The following is a 22639-nucleotide window of genomic DNA, read 5'->3' on the forward strand; positions in this document are numbered from 1 at the left end:
GCGCTCGCCGCCGCCGCCGGCCCCGGAGCCGCCCCGCTCGTGCCCGCGATGCCGAGCACGCCGGACCCCCGGGCGGCGGCCGTGCTCATGCTCTTCGGAGTGCTCGACCGCACCCCGAGCACGCGCCCCGCCGTCGCCGACGCCGTGCACCGTGACCTCGACGTCCTGCTGCTCGCCCGCGCCTCGACCCTCCGCTCGCACCCGGGCGAGATCGCGTTCCCCGGCGGGCGCATCGACCCGGACGACGTCGACGCGCCCGCTGCGGCCCTGCGGGAGGCCCGCGAGGAGACCGGGCTCGACCCGTCCGGTGTCGAGGTCCTCGGCACCCTGCCCGCCGTACCGCTCGCGCACTCGAACCACCTGGTGCGGCCCGTGCTCGGGTGGTGGCGCGAACCCACTCCCGTGCGGGTCGTCGACGAGCGGGAGTCCGCCGCCGTCTTCCGGACGCCCGTGGCCGACCTGCTCGACCCGGCGAACCGCGGCGTGACCGTCCTCCGTCGCGGCGGCCGGGAGTGGCGGGGGCCGGCCTTCACGGTACGGTCGGACCAGGGCGTGCACACGCTCTGGGGGTTCACGGCGATGCTGCTCGACGCGCTCTTCGACCGGCTCGGCTGGACGGAGCCGTGGGACGCGGCGCACGAGCTCCCGCTCCCTGCGCACCGAAGGACCTGACCCCTGCTCGTCGAGGTGCCCTGGCTCGCCTCCGGCGTCCTCGTCCCGGTCGTGTTCCTGGCCGGGCTGCGCACCGGCCGGCCGCTGCTGACGGCGGCTGCCGGCATCGGCCTGTCCGCCGGCATCGAGGCGGTGCAGGCGTTCGTGCTCGGCATCGGCCGGGCCTGCGACACGAGCGACCTGGTCACGAACGGCATCGGCGCGGTGATCGGCGGCCTGCTCGCGGCAGCGGCGCTCGGGCTCGTGCGACGCCGGGCCACGCGACGTCGCTGACCGGACGTCGTAGGGTCTGGGCATGACCGTCGTCGCCCTGGTGCTCGCCGCCCTCGCCGCGCTCCTGCACGTCTGGATCTTCGTGCTCGAGTCCGTCCTCTGGACCACCCCGCGTGCGCGGAACACCTTCGGCACCTCCGAGCAGGAGGCCGCCGCCACACGCTCGCTCGCGTTCAACCAGGGCTTCTACAACCTGTTCCTCGCCGTGCTCGTCCTGGTCGGCATCGTCGTCGTCGCGTCGGGCGGCACCGCCGTCGGCCTGACGCTCGTCGTCGCCGGCACCGGGAGCATGCTGGCCGCCGCGCTGGTGCTGTTCACGAGCGACGCGACGAAGCGCCGTGCCGCCACCACGCAGGGCGCGCTGCCGCTCCTCGCGCTGCTCCTGCTCGGGATCGCCGCGCTGGTCTGAGCGAGCGGTCGCGGCGCTGGTCTAGAGCAGCTCGGCGAGCAGGGCCTCGACCCGGCGGCGGACCTCGTCGCGCACCGGGCGCACCTGGTCGATCGGCAGGCCGGCCGGGTCGGTGAGCGCCCAGTCCTCGTAGCGCTTGCCCGGGAAGACCGGGCACGCGTCCCCACAGCCCATCGTCACGACGACGTCCGCCTGGCGCACCGCGTCGGTGGTCAGGACGGCGGGCTGCTCCCCCGCGATGTCGATGCCCTCCTCGGCCATCGCCTGCACCGCGACGGCGTTGATGCGGTCGGCGGGCTCCGACCCGGCGGAGAAGACGTCGACACGGTCGCCGCCGAGGTGCCGGAGCCACCCGGCTGCCATCTGCGAGCGGCCGGCGTTGTGGACGCAGACGAACAGGACGGCGGGCTTCTGGTCGGGCACGGTGACTCCGGTATCGGTCGGGGACGGGTGCGGTCATCCTGCCGCACCGAGGTGAACGGACGGGCCCGGCTGCGGACGGGAGGCCCGTGGCGGGCCCGCACCGTGCCTCCCGTCCGTCCCGTGGCGCGTCCAGATCGTGACCCACCCGAGCGGGTCGGTGCGGTAGCGTCCGCGGGGTGATCGTGTGGATCAACGGCACCCACGGGGCCGGCAAGACGACGACGGCCCGCCTGCTGCAGCCGATGCTGCCCGACGCCCACGTGCTCGACCCGGAGAAGATCGGCGAGGTCCTGATGGACGTCCGACCGGCGCTGCCCGACCACGGGGACTTCCAGCACTGGGCCCCGTGGCGCCCCCTCGTCGTCGAGACCGCGCGACGGGTGCTCGACCAGGTCGGCGGCACCCTCGTCATGCCGCAGACCGTGCTGGTCGAGGCCTACTGGCAGGAGATCGCCGACGGGTTCGCGCAGCACGGGATCCCGGTGCGGCACGTCGTCCTGCACGCCGACCAGGACACCCTGCGCCGACGGATCGAGGACGACGCCGTCGTCGGCTACTCGACCTTCCGGATGAGCCGCCTCGCTCCGTACGCCGAGGCGGCGGACGGCTGGCTGCACGAGGTCGCCGAGGTCGTGTCGACCGTCGGACGCACGCCCGAGCAGGTCGCCCGCGCCATCGCGGACGGTCAGCCCACGGCGGTCCCGGCGAGCCCGACCGCCGCGGGCTGACAGCGGGGACACCACCAGACGCGTCGGGGCGCGGAGCCGACCACCTCGACGTCGTCGCGGGCGCGCACCCGCGTGCCGCAGCGCAGGCACGGTCGCCCGGCCCGCCCGACGACCCAGTGGCGCTCCCCGCGACGGAGCACCCCCGTCGTCACCTGGTACGCGTCGGGTGTCGTCGCCGAGTGGCGGAGCATCCGCTGCGCGGTGTCGAGCAGGGTCCCGACGTCGACCGTGCCGATCGGCCGGTCCGGGTGCAGCCCACGGACGAAGCCGAGCTCGTTCGCCCAGAGGTTGCCGAGCCCGGCCACGCGCCGCTGGTCGAGCAGGACCGTGCGCACGGGCAGCTCCGGGTCGGCCGTGCAGCGTCGGACGGCCTCGTCGCGGTCGAAGTCGTCGTGGAGCAGGTCCGGGCCGAGGTGCCCGACCGCCAGGTGCTCGTCGCGGGTGGGGAGCAGCTCGACCACGGGCAGCGCGATCCCCCACACCGTCCGTCCGTCGTCGAGGGCCATGCGCACCCGGGCGTCCTGCGCGGCGCGCACCGGCAGACGCTTCCCCGCACCCGTCGTGGTCCACGAACCGGTCATCCGCATGTGCGTGTGCAGCGTGCTGCCGTCGTCGAACCGGGTCAGCAGGTGCTTGCCGTGCGTGGCGTGGGCGACGATGCGTCGGCCGCCGAGCGGGGTGCCGGCGTCGGCGCCGCCGCGGAGCTCGCCGCGGGTGACCAGGGCCCCGTCGACGGCACGGAGTCGAGCTGCCAGGCGGTGGACGGAGTCACCCTCGGGCATGTCCTCACGCTAGGCGGGGCCACCGACAGCGTCGGCGTTCCTCAGGCCGCGGCGGCGTGCTCCCGCAGTGCCGGGCAGTGCTCGGGCGTCGGGTGCTCGGTGATCGCGATGACCTCGTCGAGCCGGTCGCGGGCGGCCTCGAGCTCCGTGAGCTGTGCGGTGATCCGGTCGCGCTCGGCGACCAGCAGCGCGAAGGACTCCGGCGTCGCCACCCCCGCGTCGACGCACGGCAGCAGCTGCACGATGGTCCGGCTCGGGAGTCCGGCGGCGAAGAGCTGCTGCACGAGCTGCACCCGTTCGACGGACGCCGCCGCGTAGGACCGCTGGCCACCCGCGGTCCGCTCCGCGCTGAGCAACCCCTGCTCCTCGTAGTACCGCAGCGAGCGCACGCTCGCACCCGTCGCCGCGGCGAGGTCACCGATCCGCACGTCGTCCCCGATCCACACTTGCACCTGACACCGATGTGAGGTCCTACCGTAGCCGAGCCGCAGCGGGAAGGACCCGTGCGGCAGGAGGACACCATGGACATCACCGGATCCGTCGCACTCGTCACCGGGTCGAACCGGGGCATCGGCCGCCGCTTCGTCACCCAGCTGCTCGAGCGCGGCGCGACCAAGGTCTACGCGACCGCTCGCCGCCCCGAGCTCGTCGACATCGACGGCGTCGAGGTGCTGTCGCTCGACATCACCGACGAGGCGTCGGTCGCCGCTGCGGCTGCTGCCGCGCAGGACGTCACGCTGCTCGTCAACAACGCCGGGATCGCCGGGACCGGCTCGCTCCTGCGCGACGACCTCGCCGACGCGCACCGGCTGCTCGACACCCACCTCTGGGGCACCCTGTCGATGCTGCGGGCCTTCGCACCCGTCATCGAGCGCAACGGTGGTGGCGCGGTGGTCAACGTGCTCTCCGCGCTCTCCTGGTTCGCGTACCCGGGGTCGGGTGCCTACGGGGTGGCGAAGGCCGCGGAGTGGAACATGACGAACGCGGTCCGGCTCGAGCTGCGCGACGCCGGGATCACGGTCCAGGGGCTGCACCTCGGCGCGGCCGACACCGACATGATGGCCGGGTACGACGGCCACATGACCGACCCGGCCGACGTCGCACGAGCGTCGCTCGACGGGATCGCGCAGGGGCTCGCGGAGGTCGTCGTCGACGACTGGAGCGCGATGGTCAAGGCGTCGCTCCAGCAGACGCCGGACGTGCTCGCGGCGCAGCTCGGCTGACGGCAGGACGGACGGGAGGCGCGGTGCCAGCCGGCACCGCGCCTCCCGTCCGTCAGCGGGTCGCGTCAGGAGCCGGGGCGCTCCTCCGGGCGGTCGGCGGACGTGTCCGCCGGCGCTGGGTCGAGGGTCGCGTCGATGCCGGGGTCCGGCGAGACGGTCTGCGTGTGCACCGGGAAGGCGTCCGGCGAGGTGCTGACCTCGCCGACGGCCGACGCGGAACGCCCACGGCCGCCGCGGATCCGGCGCACCAGGTCCCAGGGGCGACCGGACTGCCGCTGCTCCGGTGCGTCGACCTCGAGACCGTAGTACGCGCCGACGTGCTCGAGCAGGACCTCGCGCTCCGCCTTGTCGTACGCCCGGCGTTCCCGGTTGAAGGCGATCACGGTGGACCAGCAGACCATGAGCAGCACGACGCTGAACGGGAGCGCCGTGGTGATCGCCGCGGTCTTCAACGCGTTCAGCCCGCCGGTCAGCAGCAGCGCGACGGCGAGCAGGGCGGCGACGACCGCGAAGAAGACGCGGAGCCAGTTCTTCGGCTCGATGTCACCGCCCGAGGCGATCATCGCCATGACGAGCGACCCCGAGTCCGAGGACGTCACGAAGAACACACCGATGAGCAGGATCGCGCCGAACGTCAGCACGACGCCCGCGGGCAGGTCGGCGAGCAGCGTGAAGAGCGACCCCTCGACGTCGACGGAGCCGTCCGCGCCGACGAGGCCGCCGGCACCGTCGGTCTCCTGGTGGATCGCGGCACCGCCGAGGACGGCGAACCAGAGGAAGGTGAGGGCGGTCGGCACGAGCAGCACGCCGAAGACGAACTCACGGACGGTGCGACCGCGCGAGATCCGGGCGATGAAGATGCCCACGAAGGGGGCCCACGACATCCACCAGCCCCAGTAGAACGTGGTCCAGGCGCCCTGCCACTCCTCGCCCGCGGCGCCCTGCTGCGCGGTGACGTTGAAGGACAGGCCCACCACGTTCTGCAGGTAGGCACCGATCGACTGGACGAAGTCGCGGAGCAGGAACTGCGTGGGGCCGACGATCAGGATGAAGAGCAGCAGTGCCGCCGCGAGGATGAGGTTGAAGTTCGAGAGGATCTTCATGCCCTTGGTCACACCGGTGACCAGGGAGACGATCGTCACAGCGGTGATGACCGCGATGATGGCGATCTGGCTGACGGTGCTGCTCTCGGCGAGGCCCGCGCTCTCGAGGCCGGCACCGATCTGGATGACACCGAGGCCGAGCGAGGTCGCGACACCGAACAGCGTGCCGATCAGGGCGATCACGTCGATGAGGTTGCCCCACCCGCCGCGCACGCGGTTGCCGAGCAGTGGTTCGAGGGCCCAGCGGATCGAGACCGGGCGGCCCCTGCGGTGGATCGCGTACGCCAGGGCGAGGCCGAGGACGACGTAGATGGCCCAGGCGTGCAGGCCCCAGTGCAGGAAGGTCTGGGTCATCGCCTGCTGGGCGAGCTGGTTCTCGGTGCCCGTGACACCGGGCCGGGGCGAGGCGAAGTGACTGAGCGGCTCGGAGACACCGTAGAAGACGAGGCCGATGCCCATGCCCGCAGCGAAGAGCAGGGCGAACCACGAGCCGGTGGAGAACTCGGGTTCGTCCTGGTCCTTGCCGAGCTTGATGTCGCCGTACCTCGAGAAGCCGACGAACAGGGAGAACCCGACGAAGAACGCCGCGATGAGCACGTAGTACCAGCTGAAGTTGCGGACGATCCCGCTCTGCAGTGCGGTGAACACGGCCTCGGCGGACGACGGCGCGATGAGGGTCCAGGCGACGAAGCCGAGCACGATCACGGCGGCCGGCCAGAAGACCCAACGAGCGAGCTGGGGGGTGGTGCGGACCGGCTCACCGGGCCGGAGTTGATCGGATGCGGTTGCGGGTGGTCTGGTGGTGGCCATCCGTCCATGGTGCCTGATGTGCTGTGGAACCGTTCAGGCGGGGCTGTCCTGGCCGGGGTCGACGGTCCGCGCACGCATCGTCGCGACGAGTCCGCGCCGCCGCTGGGACGCCTGCTGCTCGAGCCGACCGGCCAGCCGGTCGGCGGCACGCTCGACGAGCGGCTGCCCGGCGCCGTAGTGGCCGACGGTCGCGAAGAGGCCCGCCACGAGGTCCTCCGGTGCCGGCCAGTGCTGCAGGACCCGCGGCGCTCCGTCCGGTCCGAGCAGTGCCGTGACGGCCGCCCGGTCCCGCCAGAGCGGCACCAGGACGGGCGTCGCCATGTCCAGGGCGCTGACCGCGGTGTACGGGTCGTTCGAGCCGGAAGCGAGCCCGCGGACGGCGATCTCGACCAGCTGCTGCAGGGCGAACTCGACGTCCTGCACGGGCGTCCTGGCGGTGCCGAGGACCACCGCGGCGCGCAGCGTCCGAGCGGTGGCGGCGTCGACCGTCGGCCTGCTGCCCCCGTCCGCGCGGACGCGGACGACGACGTCGCCCTGGATCACGTACCGGCCCGGGGTCGCGACGACGTCGACGAGACGGTCGTTGCGGCCCGCCCAGGCTGTCAGGGCCCGCCACTCCACCGACTGCACGTAGCCGTCGGCCGCAGCCCGGACCGCGGACCACCCGTCCTCGGGCACGACGACGGGGGCGATCGTCCGTCGATCGTCGTCGCCGTCCCGGTAGGCCTCGTCGACCGCTGCACGCAGGTCGGTCTGCACCTGCCGCTGCAGCGACGTGATCTGCGTGCTCGACGCGATGTGGTGGATGAAGAAGACGAGCACGCCCACGTCGAGCACGGCGAGCAGGACCGCGACGTGGATCGCGACGACGGGGACGAACGGGTCGCCGTCGTCGACGTCGGTGTGCACCGTCCGCAGCACGACCATCGCGTAGAGGAACGTCGACGTGAACGCCGCGAGCACGAGCTGGTTCGCCCGGTCGGCCGTGAAGTTCCGCACGAGCCGCGGGCCGTAGGTCGAGGACGTGGTGGCGAGGACCGAGATCGTGATCGAGAACGAGGTCCCGGCGACCGTGAGCATCGCCGTGCCGATCGTCGTCAGGATCGACCGACCGCCCCCGGCGCTCAGCGCGTCGAGGAACGGCACCGCGGGGACCTGCCCGTCGAGGACCTCGCGGTCGAGGGTGACGAGCAGCTGCGCGGCGACGATCGCCACCACACCGAGCACGGCCGGCAGGAACCAGAAGGACTCCCGGATGCGGACGAGGAGAGCGTGCATGGACTGGTCCGTTCGTCCCGGTGGTCAGAAGTCTCGCGACGTTTCGGTGACGGGGCCCCCGATCCGTCGGAGGTGGACGCGCCGCACGAGCCCGATGACCAGCTCGTGGTCCCCGATCTCCAGCGTGAGCGACCGGGGGGCGTCCGCCACGCGGTCAGCCCCGGAGGAAGTCGGCGATCGCCGTGTCGCCGCCGTTGAAGCGGATGGTCCGACCGGCCGTCGACGGGTCCTCGAGCACGTCCGCGACCACGTGGGCCACGTCACCGCGCGGGACCTGCGACGCCGAGCCGTCCCAGTCGACCGAGCCGGTCGGCTCGTCGTCGGTCAGGGTGCTCGGCGCGACGACCGTCCACTGCAGCCCGGAGTCCCGGAGCACGGCGTCCGCGATCATCTTGGACTGCGCGTACGCGAAGAAGTCCTGGTCCTGGGGGATCCCGTGGTCGAGCTTCGACCCGGACCACGAGACCATCACGTAGCGGTCGACCCCGGCCTGCGCGGCGCCCTGCACGGACAGGACGGCGGCGTCGCGGTCGATCGCCCAGGTGCGGTCCGCGGAACCGCCGCCGGCACCGGCCGACCAGACGACGGCGTCGTGCCCGCGGACCAGATCGGCGAAGTCGGTGAGCGACTGCTCCTGCACGTCGGCGACCCGGGGCTCGCCGCCGTGGGCGCGCACCTCGTCCTGCTGGTCGGGGTCGCGGATCACGGAGGTCACGCGGTGTCCGCGCTCGGTGAGGATCCGGGTGGCGAGGAGTGCGACCTTGCCGTGGCCGCCGAACAGGATGACGTTGCTCATGGCCCGGACGGTACGCGGTGCGGCTCGGAAGGGCGGGAGCGGGTCCGTCCCCCAGCGCCCGGCGAGTACCGTCCGGTGCGACACGACGGGAGAACCGATGAGCAAGCACGACGAGCAGCACACCCTGGTCCGCACCCTGGCACTCGGGTTCCTCAGCGGTGGACGGAGCAGCACCCCGCTGGCCGTCCTCGCGCTGAACCACGACAACAAGGCCGTCAAGGGCGACTGGCAGCAGTGGAAGGCCTTCAGCTCGCCGCTCGGCCGCGGCCTGCTCGTCGCGTCCGCCATCGGCGAGCTCGTCGGCGACAAGTCCCCGAAGGCCCCCGCCCGCATCTCGCCGCTCGGCCTGGTCGGCCGCATCGGTGCCGGTGCGTTCGCGGGTGCGGCGCTCGGGACGACCGGTCGGCGCGACCTCCGACTCGAGGGCGCGATCCTCGGTGGCGTCGGCGCGATCGTCGGCAGCTTCGCCGGGTGGGCCGCCCGCAAGCTCCTCAGCAGCTCCGGCCTGCCCGACCCGGTCGGCGCGCTCGCCGAGGACGCGGCGGTCATCGCCGGCTCCGTCAAGGTGGTCAGCGGGTCCTGACCGGACCGACACCGGACGGGAGGCACCTGGCGGACCCGCCACGTGCCTCCCGTCCGTCCGGCGTCCGGTCCGTCGCCGTCCCGCCCGCCGGGGAGCACCGGCAGGGCCTGCCGCACACGGGGACGCGCGCCTAGCGTGGCCCGCATGGACATCGTCGTCATCGGAGCCACCGGCCACATCGGCACCTTCCTGGTCCCCCGCCTCGTACGCGCCGGGCACCGCGTCCGGGTCGTGACGCGCGGCACCAGCAGCCCGTACGCGGAGGCTCCCGAGTGGGAGCAGGTCGAGCGGATCACCGCCGACCGCGAGCAGGAGGACCGGGACGGCACGTTCGGCGACCGGATCGCCGCTCTCGGCGCCGACGCCGTGGTCGACCTCGTCTGCTTCACGCTCGGGTCGGCCGAGCAGCTCGTCCGGGCGCTCCGCGGCAGCCGGACCCACCTGGTCCACTGCGGGTCGATCTGGCGCGCCGGCGTCTCGCACGTCCTGCCGATCACCGAGGAGACCGCCACGCCGCCCTTCGGCGAGTACGGCACGCAGAAGGACGCCATCGCCCGGATGCTCCTGCAGGAGACCGCCGACGGCGGGGTCGTCACGACGTCGATCCACCCCGGGCACATCAGCGGTCCGGGCTGGATGCCGATCGGTCCGCTCGGCAACCTCGACCCCACGGTGGTCGAACGGCTCGCCGCGGGCGAGGTCGTCGAGGTCCCGGGCCTCGGCGCGGAGTCGATGGCCCACGTGCACGCCGACGACGTCGCGCAGCTGTTCCAGCTCGCGGTCGAGCAGCGGGACGCCGCCGCCGGGCAGGACTTCTTCGCGACCGCCCCGACGGCGCTCACGGTGCGCGGGTACGCCCACCTGGTCGCGTCGTGGGCCGGCCGGGAGGCACGGCTCGAGTCCGTCGACTGGGACCGGTTCCGGCAGACCACGGTTCCGGAGCACGCCGACGCGAGCTGGGAGCACCTGTCCCGCAGCCAGGTGTTCAGCACCGAGAAGCCGCAGCGGGTCCTCGGGTACGCACCGGCGTACACGGCGTCGGCGACGGTGCGCGATGCGCTGCGGTGGCAGGCGGAGCACGGCGACCTCGACGTGCCGGAGTCGTTCCGCCCCTGATCCCGCGGCGCGCCGACGTCAGCCCGGGCGCTCGGCCCTCAGTCCGCCTCGGTGAGCGGCACGGACAGGATCCGGTCGTCGCTGTCGCGTGGGTCGCCGCGGCCGTCGGTGTTGTTCGTCACGAACCAGAGGGTGTCGCCGGGGCCGGGCAGCACCGTGCGGATGCGCCCGTGCTCGCCCTGGAAGTACACCGTCGAGCTCGACGGGTCGGAGACCGGGACGGCGCGGACGGACTCCCCCTTGAGGTTCGCGACGAACACGGTGTCGCCGATCACGGTCAGCCCGCTCGGCGAGGCCTCGTCCGTCGACCACTGCTGCACCGGGTCGACGAACCCGCGGTCCTCGCCGCCGGCGCCCTCGACCTCGGGCCACCCGTGGTTCCCCCCTGGCTCGATGACGTTGAGCTCGTCCCAGCGGTCCTCCCCGAACTCCGCGGCGAACATCGTGCCGTCCTCGGCCCAACCCATGCCCTGCACGTTCCGGTGCCCGAGCGACCACACCGGCGAACCGTCGAACGGGTTGTCGTCGGGTACCTGGCCTTCCGGGGTCAGCCGCAGGATCTTGCCCGCCAGGGAGCCGCGGTCCTGCGCCTCGGACCGCTGCCCCGCGTCGCCGACGCTCGCGTAGAGCATGTCGTCGGGGCCGAACGCGATGCGCCCGCCGTCGTGGAAGGTGTTCGCGGGCAGCCCGTCGATGACCCTTGTCGCCGCACCGAGCCGGTACGAGCCGGTGTCCCCGGTCAGGTCGTACCGCTGGATCCGGTTGCCGTCGTCGGCGGTCGAGTAGACGAACAGGTCTCCGTCGTGCAGGGCGAGGCCGAGGAGTCCGCCCTCGCCGCCGTGCCGGACCCCGTCGACGGTCCCGACCTCCCGCGTCGACCCGTCCGCCCGGAGTTCGAGCACGCGCGCCGAGTCCCGCTCGCTGACGAACGCGTCGCCGTCGTCGCCGACGGGGACCACCGACCACGGCGCCTCGAGGCCCGAGACGACGTCCGTGGTCCGGCCGTCCGGCGCCAGCTGGCCGGCAGCGAGGTCGGCGGGCGGGCTCGCGGTGCTGCCCTGCCCGGCGGGGTCGCCCGGACCGGTCGGCGCGCGGTCGTCCGAACAGGCGGTCAGGCCGAGGGCTGCCACGGCGGCCAGCCCGAGGGCGGACCAGGTGCGGCGGCTGCGGCGTGTGCGGGTGGTGTCCACGGTGATCCTCCCGGGTCGTGCCCCGAGTCCACACGGCCCCGTCGGGAAACGGCTGGGGGTTCCCGGCGGAACCCCTCACCGTTGCGCGCCGCGGCCTACCGTCGGCGCCACACCCACGGAAGGACCACCGCATGACCACCATCGCCATCGTCGGCGCCGGCGCCGGCCTCGGGCTCGCCGTCGCGGACCGCTTCGGCCGCGAGGGCTTCGACGTCGCCCTGATCTCCCGCAACCAGGACCGGCTCGACGCGCTCGCCGCCGAGCTCCGGTCGTCGGGGTACCGCGCGCAGGGCTTCGCCGCGAACGTCCGCGACGGGGACTCGCTCCGCGCCGCGCTCGAGGCCGCCACCGAACAGCTCGGCCCGATCGAGGTGCTGCAGTACAGCCCGCTGCCCGCGAAGGAGTACATGCGCCCGGTGCTCGAGACCACCGCCGAGGACCTGGTCGGCCCGGTGGAGTTCTCGGTCTACGGCTCGGTGAACGCCGTGCGCCAGGTGCTCCCGGGCATGCGGGCGATCGGGACGGGCACGATCCTCTTCGTCAACGGCGGCAGCGCGGTCCGACCCGGCGCCCGGGTGACGGGCACGTCGGTCGCGTTCGCGGGCGAGAGCGCCTACGCGCAGCTCCTCCACGACGCGGTGGCCGACGAGCACGTGCACGTCGGTCAGCTGATCATCCCGTTCGGCATCGACGACGGACAGGACGACCACTCGTCGGCTGCGGTCGCCGAGCGGCTCTGGAGCATCCACACCGAGCGCGGGGACTTCCGGACCTACGCCGAGCCGCTGCCGGAGTGAGCGACGACGGACGGGCGCGGCCCGCTGAGCGGTGACGCGCCAGCGTCACGCGGGCCGCGCCGACCGAGCCTGCGAGGGAGGCCCGTGGCGGGATCGCCACGGGCCTCCCGTCCGCCGCACGGTGCGTCGCTGCGCCCGAGCCGGCAGCGTCAGCGCGCGGTGCGCTCGATCGCGTCGGCCATCGCCGCGGCGACCGAACGGTTCGCCTCGGCCGTCGGGTGGATGCCGTCCGGCGTCGTCCCCGCCACGTAGGCTCCGTCGGCCGCCCGGAGCGAGCGGAACGGGTCGACGAACGCCCACCCGTGGGCGTCGGCATCCGCGTGCAGCGCATCGGTCAGGACGATCTGACCCGAGCGACGGTCGGCACCCCACCGGCTCCACGTCCAGTCGGACGGCGGACCGGCGACGACGAGGACCCGCGCCGCACCGACCTTGCGGACGATCGCGTCCACACCGGCGATCGTCCGGTCGAGCGGGACGGCCTGGTTGACGTCGTTCGTGCCGACCTCGACCACGAGCACGCGCGCCTGCGGGACCGGGCCGATCTCCGCGAGGACCTGGTCGGCACGGTACCCGCTGTGCGCGTAGCCACCGACGGCGCGCAGCCGGTCGTCGGACTCCAGCTGGTGCAGCCACGAGTCGGGTCGGGCGGTGATCGAGTCGCCGGCGTACGCGAACGGCACGGCGTCCGGCAGCGCCGGGGTGCTGAGCGCTCCGGAGACCACCTGGTCCGGCGTGCTCGGACGAGCGAGGTCCGTGGTGCCGCGTTCGACGCGGGTGTCGGCTGCTGCGGCGACGGGGCGGTCCTCGGCGCTCGCCGTGTGGGGGGCGGCGACGACGAAGACGCTGGCCCCGACGAGGCAGGCTGCGGAGACGATGCTCGCGACGACGGCGAGACGGGTGGTGCGGGTCACGGGTACAGGTATCCTCCGGATCGCCCGCCGGGACCAGGCCCCAGACCTGGGGAACGCGCAGCGTCGCTGAGGGTCCTCGCGGCCGTTCTCAGGTTCGGGCTCACGGGGCACGGCGCACCACCGGGCGGGAGCTGCGTCCGGCGGTCGCCCAGGTGCCCGCCGTCACGACGAGCGGGAGGCCGAGGGCGAGCAGCGCCAGCACCGGCCAGTCCGCCACGAACGGCAGGTGCGTGGTCCCCGTCGGGCCGCCGTCGAACCGCAGGGTGAGCGCCCGGATCGGCAGCAACCCCAGCAGCGTGCCGACGACCGCGCCGACCGTGGTGAGGATCGCCGCCTGCCACGCCGACACCCGGCGCCGCAGCACCGGTTCCGCCCCGATCGCGTCGAGCACCTCGTCGTCCCGGCGTCCGTCGGAGCGGGCGAGCCCGACCGCGACGGCGGTGGCGCCGATCGTGACGGCGGCGGCCAGTGCGAGGACGAGGGCCTGCACGGCGGCCTGGTCGTCGACCGGACCGCGCTCGTAGGCGAAGCCCGGACCACCCCACCGTTCCCGGTCAGCGCCGCCACCGCTCTGCCACGCGGACGACAGCGCGTCGTACTGCGACGGGGTCAGGTCCTGCGGCAGGTGCATGGCGAGCAGGCCGTCGACCAGCGGGACCCCGTGGGCCGCTGCCGTGTCCCGGGTCATGAAGACCCCGACCTTGATCCGTGGCGTCTGCACGTCGACGACGGCCGGGATCGTCGTCGAGGCATCGGGGCGGGTGTCCTCGAGCTGCGCGGTGTCGTCGATCGTGCGGTTCCGGAAGGTGTCGATGCGGACCGCTCCGTCGCGGACGTACTCGGGCCAGAGCGACACGGCGTCGCCGTCCTCGAGCGCCCGTCGGACCTCGGCGGACGGACGGTGCCCGGTGAGCAGGGCGTAGTCGTCGACCGTCCCCGCCGCGATGTGCGGCTCGCCGCTCCCGACGCTCTGCAGGAAGCCCGCGCAACCGGTCGTGTCGTACGTCTGGCAGTCCCGCTGCACGAAGTCGTGCGGCGTGGTGATCGTGGTCGGCTCCTTGCCGGCGTCCTCGCGGTTCACGGCGAGCACGTGCAGCCGGACGCCGTCCAACGATCCGGAGAGCACGTGCGCGGCCCGGTCGGTGACCGCGGCGTCGTACCCGTCGCTGTACCCGTCGCGGTCGGTCAGCGAGACGTTCGCGGTCGCGACCCCGACGGCGGTCGTGTACTCGTACCCCCGGACGAAGCGGGCGTGCTCCGAGGCGCTCCACGTGATCACGACCGAGGCGACGAACACGACGCTCATCACGCTCGCGAGCACCGGGACCGTGCGGACCGGGTTGCGTCGAGCGTCCCGCGCGGCGATCCGGGCGGACAGACCGAGGCGCGCCGAGAGCCGTGCGACGCCGGCCAGGATCCACGGCGACGCGAGGGCCACACCGAGCTGCACCAGGCACGGCCCGAGCGCGACCCCGACGCCGGCGAGCACGGCCCACCGGTCCTGCTGCACGGGTCGGTCGTTGAGCAGGAGCACGCCGACGCCGCACGCCAGTGTCATCGCCGTCCCGCTGACGACCAGCACGGGGACCCAGGTCCGCCGCCGCCGTTCCGCCCGGGGACGGGGTGCAGCGGGGCGCAGGGACCCGCGGAGGGCCGCGAGGACGTCGATCCTGGTCGCTGCACGTGCCGCGACCAGGGCCGCCACGAGCCCGGCGACGACGGCGACCGCCGCGATCGTGACGAGGGCGAGTGCCGGCACGTGCAGCCCCGGCCAGGTCCCGACGTTGCCGTCGTCGAGCAGGTGGAACGCCAGCACACCGATCCCGGTGCCCAGGGCCGTCCCGAGCACGGCGCCGACGAGACCGAGCACCAGCCCGGAGCCGGCGACGACCGCCCGCACGAAGCCGCGCTCACCGCCGAGGCTCGTGACGATCGCGTACGTGCGGGTGTCCGCCCGGGTGCCGACCAGGAACGCGGCACCGGCGAGCAGTGCGACCTCGAAGGCGGCGAACACCCCGACCAGCGCCAGGGCACCGAGGTACGCGTTCACGGTCGTCTCGGTCGGGACGCCCTCGAGTCGGTCCGCCGGCGGGTCGAGCACGACCGGACGGGACTCGACGACGATCCCGTGCGCGTTGAGCGCGCGGATCTCCGACCACGTCGGGGCGACCTCGGGCAGGTACACGGTCGTGTCCGACCCACCCCGCTGCACGGAGTACGGGAGCTCGGCCGGCAGGGACCCGGGCGGCAGGAACACCCCCTGGGCACCCGGGCCTGAGGCGGCGTCGCGCATGGTGCCCGTGACGGTGAACCGCTCGCGGACCGGATCGGTCACCGTCAGGGTGTCGCCGACGGACAGGTGGAGGCGCTCGAGCGTCGCGGGGGTCAGCATCGCCTGGTCGGGGGAGGTCGGTGCACGGCCGGACAGCACGTGCCAGTGTCCGTCGAGGGCGGGCGACCACGTCGCTCCCTCGTCCGCGGAGACGGCGACGGGGACCCCCGGGCCGGCGACGACGACCTGCGTGGTCCGGACCGGGATCGCCTCGGCTCCCGCCGGCACGTGGTCGAGCAGGTCGGCCCAGGGGGAGTTCTCGTCCGCCCTCGTCACCGGGCTGTCCGGCGCGGAGTCGGTCAGCTGCCACTGCAGGGGGTCCTGCCGCATCCCGGGCAGGTCCGGGCCGGACAGGCGCATCTGGGCGGCTGCATGGCCGAGGTCGTACCGGAGTTGCTCCTGCACGGTGGGCAGTGTGGACTGGATGACCACGGCCGCCGCCGCGAACCCCGCGGTGGGGATGCCGATGAGCGACACGATCAGCACCGCGCGGCCGATCTTCGCGAAGGCCAGGCGGCGACCGAGTCGGAGCGCCGGCCAGAGCCTCACGAGGCTGCTCGGCCGACGAGCGACTCGACGCCGGCGTAGACCGTCTCGTCGACGACCCGTCCGTCGCGCAGGAAGACGACCCGGTCCGCCCAGGCGGCGTGCCGTGCGTCGTGCGTCACGAGCAGGGCGCCCGCTCCGTTGTCGACGTGCCGGCGGAGCATCCGGAGCACCACCTCGCCGGTCTGCGAGTCGAGCGCACCGGTCGGCTCGTCCGCCAGCACCAGTCGCCGGTCACCGACGACGCCACGGGCGATGGCGACGCGTTGCTGCTGCCCGCCGGACAGGTCGTCGGGGAAGGCGTCGGCGCGGTCACCGAGTTCGACGTTCTCGAGCGCGAGTTCGGCCGCGCGGCGGGCCTTGCTCGCTTTCCACCCGTCGAGCTCGAGCGGGAGGGCGACGTTCTCGACCGCCGTGAGGGACGGGATGAGGTTGAAGTCCTGGAACACGAACCCCACGAGGCGTCGGCGCAGCGCCGCGAGCTCCCGCGCCGGGCGGTCGGAGACCCACTCGCCGCCGATGCGCACCTCGCCGCTGGTGGGCGGCAGCAGCGTTCCGGCACACGCGAGGAGGGTCGACTTGCCGGACCCGGAGGTCCCCATCACGGCGACCATCTCTCCTCGTCGGATCGTCAGGTCGACACCCGCCAGTGCGGTTACGGACCTTTCACCGGAGCCGTACTGGACGCTGACGGCATCGAGGGTGAGGAGCGCCTCGGTGTCGGCGGCGCTCATCGGACGCCCTCGTGTGCCGTGTCGGCGATGGACTCGACCGGTGCCTTCGGTAGATGTGCCGCCGGCGGCATGTACCGCGCGACGGAACTCTCCACGTGGTCGAGCCACCGGACCTCGGCCTCGGCCTGGAAGACCATCGACTCGAGGACGAGGGACCACGCCAGGTCCTCCGCCGGGTCGGCGGAGCGCTTCAGCCGCGTCAGGTCCTGCAGTGCATGCATCGCCGAGGCGCGCTGCACCTGCACCAGTCGAGGGACGTCGATGCCGGGGACCGTGACGGCGAGCGCGAACTTGATCGCGAGCTCGTCGCGACCGCGCTTCGCGGGCACCGGCTCGCTGAACCAGCGTGCGACCTCCTCGCGGCCCGCGTCGGTCGCCGTGTAGACGACGTGTCCGTCGTCGTCGGCGTCGCCGCGGGCCACGAGTCCGTCCCGTTCGAGACGGTCGAGCGTCGTGTAGACCTGGCCGATGTTGAGCGGCCAGCTCCCCCCGGTGCGGTGCTCGAACTCCCCCCGGAGCTGGTACCCGTACCCGGGTCCTCCCACCAGCAGCGCGAGTACGCCCATCTTGACGCTCATCGTGACTCCCCCGTCTCGGTCCGTCTCGGACATACCGAGTATGCACATACCGGGTAGCCCCCGACAAGCCCGGGAGGGTCACGAAGTGGTCACGAGACGTGACGGGAGGCCCGTGGCGGTGTCGCCACGGGCCTCCCGTCCGGTGCCTGGTGGGGTCACTCCCCCAGCTTCGACAGCTCCGCGAACTCCTCGTCCGTGAGCTCGATCGTCGCGCCCTGCATGTTGTCCTCGAGGTGGTCGACGCTCGAGGTGCCCGGGATCGGCAGCATCACGGGCGAGCGCTTCAGCAGCCACGCGAGCGCGAGTTGTGCCGGCGTGGCGCCCTTGCGCTGCGCGATCTCGGTGAGCGGCGAGTCCTCGCCGGTCAGTCCACCGGTCGCGAGCGGGAACCACGGGATGAAGCCGATGCCCTGCTCCTCGGACCAGTCGAGGAGCTCCTCGGCGTCGCGCTTCTGCAGGTTGTAGAGGTTCTGGACGGTGACGATCTCGGCGTGCTCCTGCGCGGCCTTCACGTCGTCGACGGAGACCTCGGACAGGCCGATGTGGCGGATCTTGCCCTCGTCCTGCAGCTTCTTCAGCTCGCCGATCTGGTCCTCGAGCGGGACCTTCGGGTCGATGCGGTGCAGCTGGAACAGGTCGATGCGCTCGAGGCCGAGGCGGCGGAGGCTCATCTCGGCCTCCTGGCGGAGGTACTCCGGGCGGCCGACCGGCGGCCACTCGTTCGGGCCGGTGCGGGTCAGGCCGGCCTTGGTCGCGATGACGATGTCGTCGCCGTAGGGGTGCAGGGCTTCACGGAGCAGCTCCTCGGCGACGTACGGGCCGTAGGAGTCGGCCGTGTCGAAGAAGTCGACGCCGAGGTCGACCGCGCGCTTGAGGACACGGACGGCCTCGTCGTGGTCCTTCGGCGGCCCCCAGACGCCCGGGCCGGTGAGCTGCATGGTGCCGTAGCCCAGGCGGTGGACCTCGAGGTCACCGCCGATGCGGAACGTGCCCGAGGCGGCGGCAGGACGGTTCGTGGTGTCGGTACCAGTGGTCATGACCCCGGTCTACGCCCGTGGAGTGACCCGTTGCTGGATCGGTGTCCCCCTGGCGCGTGCGACGGGCAGCGCGGGCGCCCTGGTCAGCGACCCGGGCGTGGGTGCGGCGTCTCGCCGGTCGCGAGCCCGGCGACGAGCTTCGCGATCCGGTTCGCTCGTGCGGAGACGCTCGGTGCCGTGACGACCCGGTGCAGCACGGCGTACCGGTTCGTCGCGTCGAGCTCGGCGAACAGCGCGGCCGCAGCGGGTGCGGCGTCGAGCGCGGCCCGCAGGTCGTCGGGCACGGTGGCGGTCGCCGCTCCGGCGTAGGCGCGGTCCCACCGTCCGTCGCCCTTCGCGCGGTCGACCTCGGCGCGACCGCGTGGGCGCATGCGGCCGGCGTCCTCGAGTGCCGCGACGAGCCCGATGTTGCGCTGGGACCAGAGCGACGCCCGGCGGCGCGGGGTGAAGCGCTGCCGGAAGGTCGCCGTGTCCCGGCCGCGCTTCTGCCCGTCGATCCACCCCGAGCACAGGGCCTCGTCGAGCGCCTGGTCGTACGTCAGCGACGTCGGCTCCGTCGTGCCCTTCTTGGCGAGCACCAGCCAGACGCCGTCGGGATCGTCCTCGTGCTCGTCGAGCCAGGCACGCCAGGCGGCTGCGTCGGGGAGCACCAGGTCGTCGTCGTCCACGCCGTCATCGTAGGACGGGCACCGCGGCCGCGGGCGGACCGGTCAGCGAACGCCGCCGCCGCTGCTGATCCGCACGGCGTCGGCCCACTCGTGCACCCAGCCGGGCAGCGTGAGGTCCCGCGCCGCGCCGCCCGCCGCGGCCACCACGTCGTCGGGCGTCACCTGGCCGCCCTCGCGCCGCAGGAACCGTGCCTGGACGACCGCCCGAGCGACGACCGCGCCCTGCCGGACGAAGGTCTGCTCCATGTACACGGCGCGCTCGTCGACGCCGAGCACCCGGGTGTGCAGGGTGAAGCGTTCCCCGAGCGTCAGGGAGCGCTTGTACGTGATCGTCTGCGCAGCGACGACGGCGTACCAGCCGCGGCGGGCGGACTCCTGCCAGAAGCCGGACCCGTACAGCAGGTCGTAGCGGCCGAGGTCCATCAGCGTCAGGTACCGGCCGTTGTTCACGTGCCGCAAGGTGTCCAGGTCCGTCGGCAGCACGCGGAAGGGCGTGCGGGCCTCGTCCCACAGCGAGGGGCGCCGCCCCGGTCGCAGGGCGGTCAGCCGGAGGCGCAGACCGAGGAGGAAGAGCCGGAGGTACAGGTTCACGGGTCGATCACACCAGTGCCGGGCTGTGCGTCCGATCCCGTTGGAGGAACCGCACGAGCGCGTCCGGTGTCGAGTGCAACACCGTGCAGCGGAACCTGCAACCGCCTGGTCGGGGCGGTTCAGCCGAGCGGGCCGCCCCCGGCGCCGCTGATCCCCGGGTGCGCCGACTTCGCCACGCCTTCGATGATCGCGTGCTCCCCCGATGCCTCGGACATCGCGCGCTCCCCGACGCGCGGGTCGACGGGCTCCAGGTGCGCCAGGGCCTTCCGACGCCGGGCGTTCTGCACCTCGAGCACGACGAGCAGGGCGGCGACGACCACCACGAGGCCGATGACGATCCAGACCACGGTCATGACGTTCCCCTTCCGTCGCGGACACTGTCCGTGCCCTCAGCGTAGCCGTGCCGGTACCTCCCTGACGAGGTGCCGGCAGGAGTAGACCTGCACCCATGCAGACACGCAAGCTCGCAGACCTCGAGGTCGGCTCCGTCGGCCTCGGCACCATGGGCATGAGCGCCTTCTACACGGGCGCCGGCACCGACGACGACGAGTCGATCCGCACGATCCACCGCGCGATCGACCTCGGCGTCACGCTCTTCGACACCGCCGAGGCCTACGGCCCGTACACGAACGAGGAGCTCCTCCGTCGTGCCCTCGGCGACCGCCGCGACCAGGTCGTGATCGCCACCAAGTTCGGCCTCTACCGGCACGAGGCCGGCGAGCAGACCCCCACGCAGCAGCGCGGCATCTCCAGCGCACCCGAGTCCGTCCGCGAGGCGCTCGAGGGCTCGCTCCGCCGCCTCGGCACCGACCACATCGACCTCTACTACCAGCACCGCGTCGACCCGGCCGTCCCGATCGAGGACGTGGTCGGACAGCTCGCCGGCTTCGTGCAGGAGGGCAAGATCCGCCACATCGGGCTCTCCGAGGCGAGCGCCGCCACGATCCGCAGGGCGCACGCCGTGCACCCGATCACCGCGCTCCAGAGCGAGTACTCGCTGTGGACGCGCGACCCGGAGGGCGACGTGCTCGACACCCTCCGCGAGCTCGGCATCGGCCTGGTGCCGTACTCGCCCCTCGGCCGCGGCTTCCTGACCGGCGCGATCACGAAGCCGTCCGACCTGGACGAGGACGACTTCCGCCGCCAGAACCCCCGCTTCGCAGAGCAGGCGTTCGCCGAGAACATGCGGATCATCGACGCCGTCACGGCGATCGCCGACGAGGTCGGCGCGAAGCCCGGTCAGGTGGCGCTCGCCTGGCTGCTCGCGCAGGGCGACGACGTCGTGCCGATCCCCGGCACCAAGCGGGTCTCACGGCTCGAGGAGAACGTGGGCGCCGCCGACGTGACGCTCTCCGCCGACCAGCTCGCGCGCCTGTCGGCGCTGCCCGTACCGACCGGGGACCGGTACCCCGACATGTCGTCCATCGGTCGCTGACGCGACCAGGAGACGGACGGGAGGCGCGGTGTCGGCCGACACCGCGCCTCCCGTCCGTCTCGGTGTCGGCGGTCACTCCGGAACGCGCGTTCCGGGGCCGCGGTGCGTGACGCGCGCGACCCGAGCTCGTCACGGGGCGGAAACAGGGCCTCCCTAGCGTCGAGGTGACACGTGACCGGCACCGCGACGGGGGCACCATGACCAGCACGACACCACCACGCACGACCACCGGACCGGACGGGGTGGACACGGTCCCGCCGCTCGGTCGGCTCCTGCCGCTGGGCCTGCAGCACGTCCTGGCGATGTACGCCGGGGCGGTCGCCGTCCCGCTCATCGTCGGTGGGGCGCTCGGGTTCGACCGGGCCGACCTGGCCTTCCTGATCAGCGCCGACCTGTTCGTCGCCGGGCTGGCGACGATCGTGCAGTCCGTCGGCTTCTGGCGCTTCGGGGTCCGCCTGCCGCTCGTGCAGGGCGTGACCTTCGCCGCCGTCGGTCCGATGATCGCGATCGGCAGTGCGCACGGCATCACCGCGGTCTACGGGGCGACGATCGCCTGCGGGGTGTTCATGGTGCTCGTGGCGCCGTGGTTCTCGCAGCTCGTGCGGCTGTTCCCGCCGATCGTCACCGGCACCGTGATCCTGATCATCGGCGTCTCGCTCACGAGCGTCGCCGCCGGGTGGATCACCGACGGTGGGGAGGACGGCGCTGCCGATCCGCTCGACGTGGCCTTCGCGGCCGGCGTGCTGCTGGCCGTCGTGCTCGTCGAGCGCTTCGCGCCGCGCGGGCTGGCCCGGGTCTCGGTGCTGTTCGGGCTCGTCCTCGGCACCGTCGCGGCGCTGTTCGTCCCCGGCATGGTCGACGGTTCGGGGATCGGCGACGCCGCCTGGTTCGCCGTCGTCACGCCGTTCCACTTCGGGCTGCCGACGTTCGACCTCGCGTCGATCGTGTCGATGCTCGTCGTCGGGCTCGTCATCATGACCGAGACCACGGGGGACATGGTGGCCGTCGGCGAGGTCGTCGACCGTCCGGTGTCGCGTCGCACGCTGGCCGACGGACTGCGGGCCGACGGCCTCGGTACCGTGCTCGGCGGGGTCTTCAACACGTTCCCGTACACGGCGTTCGCGCAGAACGTCGGGCTGGTGGCCCTGACCGGGGTGCGCTCGCGGTACGTGGCGACGGCCGCCGGCGGCATGCTCGTCGTGCTCGGGCTCGTGCCGAAGGTCGCAGCGGTCGTCGAGGCGGTGCCGCACGCGGTGCTCGGCGGTGCCGGGGTCGCCCTGTTCGGCATGGTCGCGGCGAGCGGCATCCGGACGCTCTCCAAGGTGCGGTTCGACAACCGGAACGTGCTCGTCGTGGCGCTGCCGCTCGCGATCGCGCTGCTGCCGACCGTCGCGCCGGAGATCTACGGGGCGTTCCCGACGTGGTTCACGCTCGTGTTCGACTCGGGCATCTCGGCCGGAGCGATCGCCGCGATCCTGCTCAACCTGCTGCTCGGGTCGCGCGGACTGCGGGAGCGCTACGGCGCCGACCCCGCCGTGGGGTCGTACGACGCGGTGCGCTCGACGGCGCCGGTCGCGACGGTCGGCGACGGCCGGTCCTGACGCGGCGCGCGCGCCGGGCC

Annotated in this window: 25 protein-coding genes; 10 read left to right on the plus strand and 15 right to left on the minus strand. The window is 73.3% G+C overall.

From position 1 onward, the window contains the following. From ACH0A8_RS15875 to ACH0A8_RS15885, 3 genes are all read left to right on the plus strand, one after another. Positions 1 to 672, plus strand: a 672-nt coding sequence (locus ACH0A8_RS15875) for an NUDIX hydrolase (RefSeq protein WP_406907533.1), incomplete at its 5' end; no start/stop codon positions are given. A 15-nt stretch (positions 673 to 687) separates the two neighbouring features. Beyond that, positions 688 to 945 carry a VanZ family protein gene (locus tag ACH0A8_RS15880; RefSeq protein WP_311205631.1) on the plus strand — a complete coding sequence of 86 codons (258 nt, stop codon included), beginning with the start codon at positions 688 to 690 and terminating at the stop codon, positions 943 to 945. 22 nt (positions 946 to 967) lie between these two features. Further along, complete coding sequence (locus ACH0A8_RS15885) at positions 968 to 1354, plus strand: DUF1304 domain-containing protein (protein ID WP_209684815.1); 387 nt, start codon at positions 968 to 970, stop codon at positions 1352 to 1354. Positions 1355 to 1375: 21 nt separating this feature from the next. Here ACH0A8_RS15885 and ACH0A8_RS15890 read toward each other — a convergent pair whose 3' ends face one another. Continuing rightward, positions 1376 to 1777, minus strand: coding sequence for an arsenate reductase ArsC (locus ACH0A8_RS15890; protein ID WP_326495947.1), 402 nt, complete (start codon positions 1775 to 1777; stop codon positions 1376 to 1378). A gap of 176 nt (positions 1778 to 1953) precedes the next feature. Between ACH0A8_RS15890 and ACH0A8_RS15895 the strand changes: the two genes are divergently transcribed. Beyond that, complete coding sequence (locus ACH0A8_RS15895; protein WP_406907534.1) at positions 1954 to 2505, plus strand: AAA family ATPase; 552 nt, start codon at positions 1954 to 1956, stop codon at positions 2503 to 2505. Here the strand turns inward: ACH0A8_RS15895 and ACH0A8_RS15900 are convergent. Both ACH0A8_RS15900 and ACH0A8_RS15905 read right to left on the minus strand, forming a co-directional pair. Further along, complete coding sequence (locus ACH0A8_RS15900) at positions 2463 to 3287, minus strand: DNA-formamidopyrimidine glycosylase family protein (RefSeq protein ID WP_406907535.1); 825 nt, start codon at positions 3285 to 3287, stop codon at positions 2463 to 2465. The two genes, ACH0A8_RS15895 and ACH0A8_RS15900, sit on opposite strands and share 43 nt — an antisense overlap. Before the next feature lie 41 nt (positions 3288 to 3328). Next, complete coding sequence (locus ACH0A8_RS15905; protein WP_406907536.1) at positions 3329 to 3739, minus strand: MerR family transcriptional regulator; 411 nt, start codon at positions 3737 to 3739, stop codon at positions 3329 to 3331. Positions 3740 to 3808: 69 nt separating this feature from the next. Between ACH0A8_RS15905 and ACH0A8_RS15910 the strand changes: the two genes are divergently transcribed. After that, positions 3809 to 4510 carry an SDR family oxidoreductase gene (locus ACH0A8_RS15910; RefSeq protein WP_406907537.1) on the plus strand — a complete coding sequence of 234 codons (702 nt, stop codon included), beginning with the start codon at positions 3809 to 3811 and terminating at the stop codon, positions 4508 to 4510. Between the two features lie 65 nt (positions 4511 to 4575). Here ACH0A8_RS15910 and ACH0A8_RS15915 read toward each other — a convergent pair whose 3' ends face one another. From ACH0A8_RS15915 to ACH0A8_RS15925, 3 genes are all read right to left on the minus strand, one after another. Further along, on the minus strand, positions 4576 to 6423 hold the full coding sequence (locus tag ACH0A8_RS15915; RefSeq protein ID WP_251155614.1) for a BCCT family transporter: 1848 nt from the start codon (positions 6421 to 6423) through the stop codon (positions 4576 to 4578). Positions 6424 to 6456: 33 nt separating this feature from the next. After that, positions 6457 to 7701 (minus strand): DUF2254 domain-containing protein, encoded by a 1245-nt coding sequence (locus tag ACH0A8_RS15920; protein WP_406907538.1) that lies wholly within the window; start codon positions 7699 to 7701, stop codon positions 6457 to 6459. Positions 7702 to 7855: 154 nt separating this feature from the next. Beyond that, a complete protein-coding gene (locus ACH0A8_RS15925; protein WP_066657413.1) occupies positions 7856 to 8497 on the minus strand; it encodes an SDR family oxidoreductase in 642 nt (213 codons plus the stop codon). 97 nt (positions 8498 to 8594) lie between these two features. On the opposite strand from ACH0A8_RS15925, the gene ACH0A8_RS15930 reads away from it, so the two are divergent. Next, positions 8595 to 9080 (plus strand): DUF4126 family protein, encoded by a 486-nt coding sequence (locus ACH0A8_RS15930; protein WP_066657411.1) that lies wholly within the window; start codon positions 8595 to 8597, stop codon positions 9078 to 9080. A gap of 144 nt (positions 9081 to 9224) precedes the next feature. Further along, positions 9225 to 10196 carry an NAD-dependent epimerase/dehydratase family protein gene (locus ACH0A8_RS15935; protein ID WP_406907539.1) on the plus strand — a complete coding sequence of 324 codons (972 nt, stop codon included), beginning with the start codon at positions 9225 to 9227 and terminating at the stop codon, positions 10194 to 10196. A 38-nt stretch (positions 10197 to 10234) separates the two neighbouring features. On the opposite strand, the gene ACH0A8_RS15940 is transcribed toward ACH0A8_RS15935, so the two are convergent. Next, positions 10235 to 11386, minus strand: a complete 1152-nt coding sequence (locus ACH0A8_RS15940) for a PQQ-dependent sugar dehydrogenase (protein ID WP_406907540.1) — start codon at positions 11384 to 11386, stop codon at positions 10235 to 10237. A 131-nt stretch (positions 11387 to 11517) separates the two neighbouring features. Here ACH0A8_RS15940 and ACH0A8_RS15945 point away from each other — a divergent pair, with 131 nt between their 5' ends. Continuing rightward, positions 11518 to 12183 carry an SDR family oxidoreductase gene (locus tag ACH0A8_RS15945; protein WP_251161072.1) on the plus strand — a complete coding sequence of 222 codons (666 nt, stop codon included), beginning with the start codon at positions 11518 to 11520 and terminating at the stop codon, positions 12181 to 12183. Positions 12184 to 12332: 149 nt separating this feature from the next. On the opposite strand, the gene ACH0A8_RS15950 is transcribed toward ACH0A8_RS15945, so the two are convergent. The 8 genes from ACH0A8_RS15950 to ACH0A8_RS15985 all read right to left on the minus strand — a co-directional run bounded on the left by ACH0A8_RS15950 (position 12333) and on the right by ACH0A8_RS15985 (position 19936). Then, positions 12333 to 13097, minus strand: a complete 765-nt coding sequence (locus ACH0A8_RS15950) for an SGNH/GDSL hydrolase family protein (protein WP_406907541.1) — start codon at positions 13095 to 13097, stop codon at positions 12333 to 12335. A 100-nt stretch (positions 13098 to 13197) separates the two neighbouring features. Beyond that, complete coding sequence (locus ACH0A8_RS15955) at positions 13198 to 15978, minus strand: hypothetical protein (RefSeq protein ID WP_406907542.1); 2781 nt, start codon at positions 15976 to 15978, stop codon at positions 13198 to 13200. After that, positions 15975 to 16709, minus strand: a complete 735-nt coding sequence (locus ACH0A8_RS15960; RefSeq protein WP_406907543.1) for an ABC transporter ATP-binding protein — start codon at positions 16707 to 16709, stop codon at positions 15975 to 15977. The genes ACH0A8_RS15955 and ACH0A8_RS15960 overlap by 4 nt, the downstream gene beginning before the upstream one ends. Next, positions 16706 to 17287 carry a PadR family transcriptional regulator gene (locus ACH0A8_RS15965; protein WP_406907544.1) on the minus strand — a complete coding sequence of 194 codons (582 nt, stop codon included), beginning with the start codon at positions 17285 to 17287 and terminating at the stop codon, positions 16706 to 16708. The genes ACH0A8_RS15960 and ACH0A8_RS15965 overlap by 4 nt, the downstream gene beginning before the upstream one ends. Before the next feature lie 155 nt (positions 17288 to 17442). Continuing rightward, the gene (locus ACH0A8_RS15970; RefSeq protein ID WP_251155606.1) at positions 17443 to 18324 is read right to left on the minus strand and encodes an aldo/keto reductase; all 882 of its coding nucleotides are present in this window, start codon (positions 18322 to 18324) and stop codon (positions 17443 to 17445) included. A gap of 83 nt (positions 18325 to 18407) precedes the next feature. Further along, positions 18408 to 18992: a YdeI family protein gene (locus ACH0A8_RS15975; RefSeq protein ID WP_209684827.1), complete on the minus strand. Its 585-nt coding sequence runs from the start codon at positions 18990 to 18992 to the stop codon at positions 18408 to 18410. 42 nt (positions 18993 to 19034) lie between these two features. Continuing rightward, positions 19035 to 19583 (minus strand): thioesterase family protein, encoded by a 549-nt coding sequence (locus ACH0A8_RS15980; protein WP_209684828.1) that lies wholly within the window; start codon positions 19581 to 19583, stop codon positions 19035 to 19037. Between the two features lie 119 nt (positions 19584 to 19702). Continuing rightward, entirely contained in the window at positions 19703 to 19936 is a 234-nt protein-coding gene (locus ACH0A8_RS15985; protein WP_066657355.1) for a hypothetical protein, read from the minus strand. 95 nt (positions 19937 to 20031) lie between these two features. Between ACH0A8_RS15985 and ACH0A8_RS15990 the strand changes: the two genes are divergently transcribed. Then, the gene (locus ACH0A8_RS15990) at positions 20032 to 21018 is read left to right on the plus strand and encodes an aldo/keto reductase (protein ID WP_406907545.1); all 987 of its coding nucleotides are present in this window, start codon (positions 20032 to 20034) and stop codon (positions 21016 to 21018) included. 197 nt (positions 21019 to 21215) lie between these two features. Continuing rightward, positions 21216 to 22619: a nucleobase:cation symporter-2 family protein gene (locus tag ACH0A8_RS15995; protein WP_400340137.1), complete on the plus strand. Its 1404-nt coding sequence runs from the start codon at positions 21216 to 21218 to the stop codon at positions 22617 to 22619. Positions 22620 to 22639: the final 20 nt, after the last annotated feature.

Origin of the sequence: Curtobacterium sp. 179-B 9B NHS (assembly GCF_045370965.1) — a bacterium.
Classification (GTDB): domain Bacteria; phylum Actinomycetota; class Actinomycetes; order Actinomycetales; family Microbacteriaceae; genus Curtobacterium.

Coding starts and splice junctions, on each gene's coding strand:
- ACH0A8_RS15995 (WP_400340137.1), top strand. CDS start 21,216: ATGACCAGCACGACACCACCACGCACGACCACCGGACCGGACGGGGTG.
- ACH0A8_RS15920 (WP_406907538.1), bottom strand. CDS start 7,701: ATGCACGCTCTCCTCGTCCGCATCCGGGAGTCCTTCTGGTTCCTGCCG.
- ACH0A8_RS15910 (WP_406907537.1), top strand. CDS start 3,809: ATGGACATCACCGGATCCGTCGCACTCGTCACCGGGTCGAACCGGGGC.
- ACH0A8_RS15985 (WP_066657355.1), bottom strand. CDS start 19,936: ATGACCGTGGTCTGGATCGTCATCGGCCTCGTGGTGGTCGTCGCCGCC.
- ACH0A8_RS15900 (WP_406907535.1), bottom strand. CDS start 3,287: ATGCCCGAGGGTGACTCCGTCCACCGCCTGGCAGCTCGACTCCGTGCC.
- ACH0A8_RS15915 (WP_251155614.1), bottom strand. CDS start 6,423: ATGGCCACCACCAGACCACCCGCAACCGCATCCGATCAACTCCGGCCC.
- ACH0A8_RS15990 (WP_406907545.1), top strand. CDS start 20,032: ATGCAGACACGCAAGCTCGCAGACCTCGAGGTCGGCTCCGTCGGCCTC.
- ACH0A8_RS15970 (WP_251155606.1), bottom strand. CDS start 18,324: ATGACCACTGGTACCGACACCACGAACCGTCCTGCCGCCGCCTCGGGC.
- ACH0A8_RS15945 (WP_251161072.1), top strand. CDS start 11,518: ATGACCACCATCGCCATCGTCGGCGCCGGCGCCGGCCTCGGGCTCGCC.
- ACH0A8_RS15885 (WP_209684815.1), top strand. CDS start 968: ATGACCGTCGTCGCCCTGGTGCTCGCCGCCCTCGCCGCGCTCCTGCAC.
- ACH0A8_RS15965 (WP_406907544.1), bottom strand. CDS start 17,287: ATGAGCGTCAAGATGGGCGTACTCGCGCTGCTGGTGGGAGGACCCGGG.
- ACH0A8_RS15960 (WP_406907543.1), bottom strand. CDS start 16,709: ATGAGCGCCGCCGACACCGAGGCGCTCCTCACCCTCGATGCCGTCAGC.
- ACH0A8_RS15925 (WP_066657413.1), bottom strand. CDS start 8,497: ATGAGCAACGTCATCCTGTTCGGCGGCCACGGCAAGGTCGCACTCCTC.
- ACH0A8_RS15935 (WP_406907539.1), top strand. CDS start 9,225: ATGGACATCGTCGTCATCGGAGCCACCGGCCACATCGGCACCTTCCTG.
- ACH0A8_RS15930 (WP_066657411.1), top strand. CDS start 8,595: ATGAGCAAGCACGACGAGCAGCACACCCTGGTCCGCACCCTGGCACTC.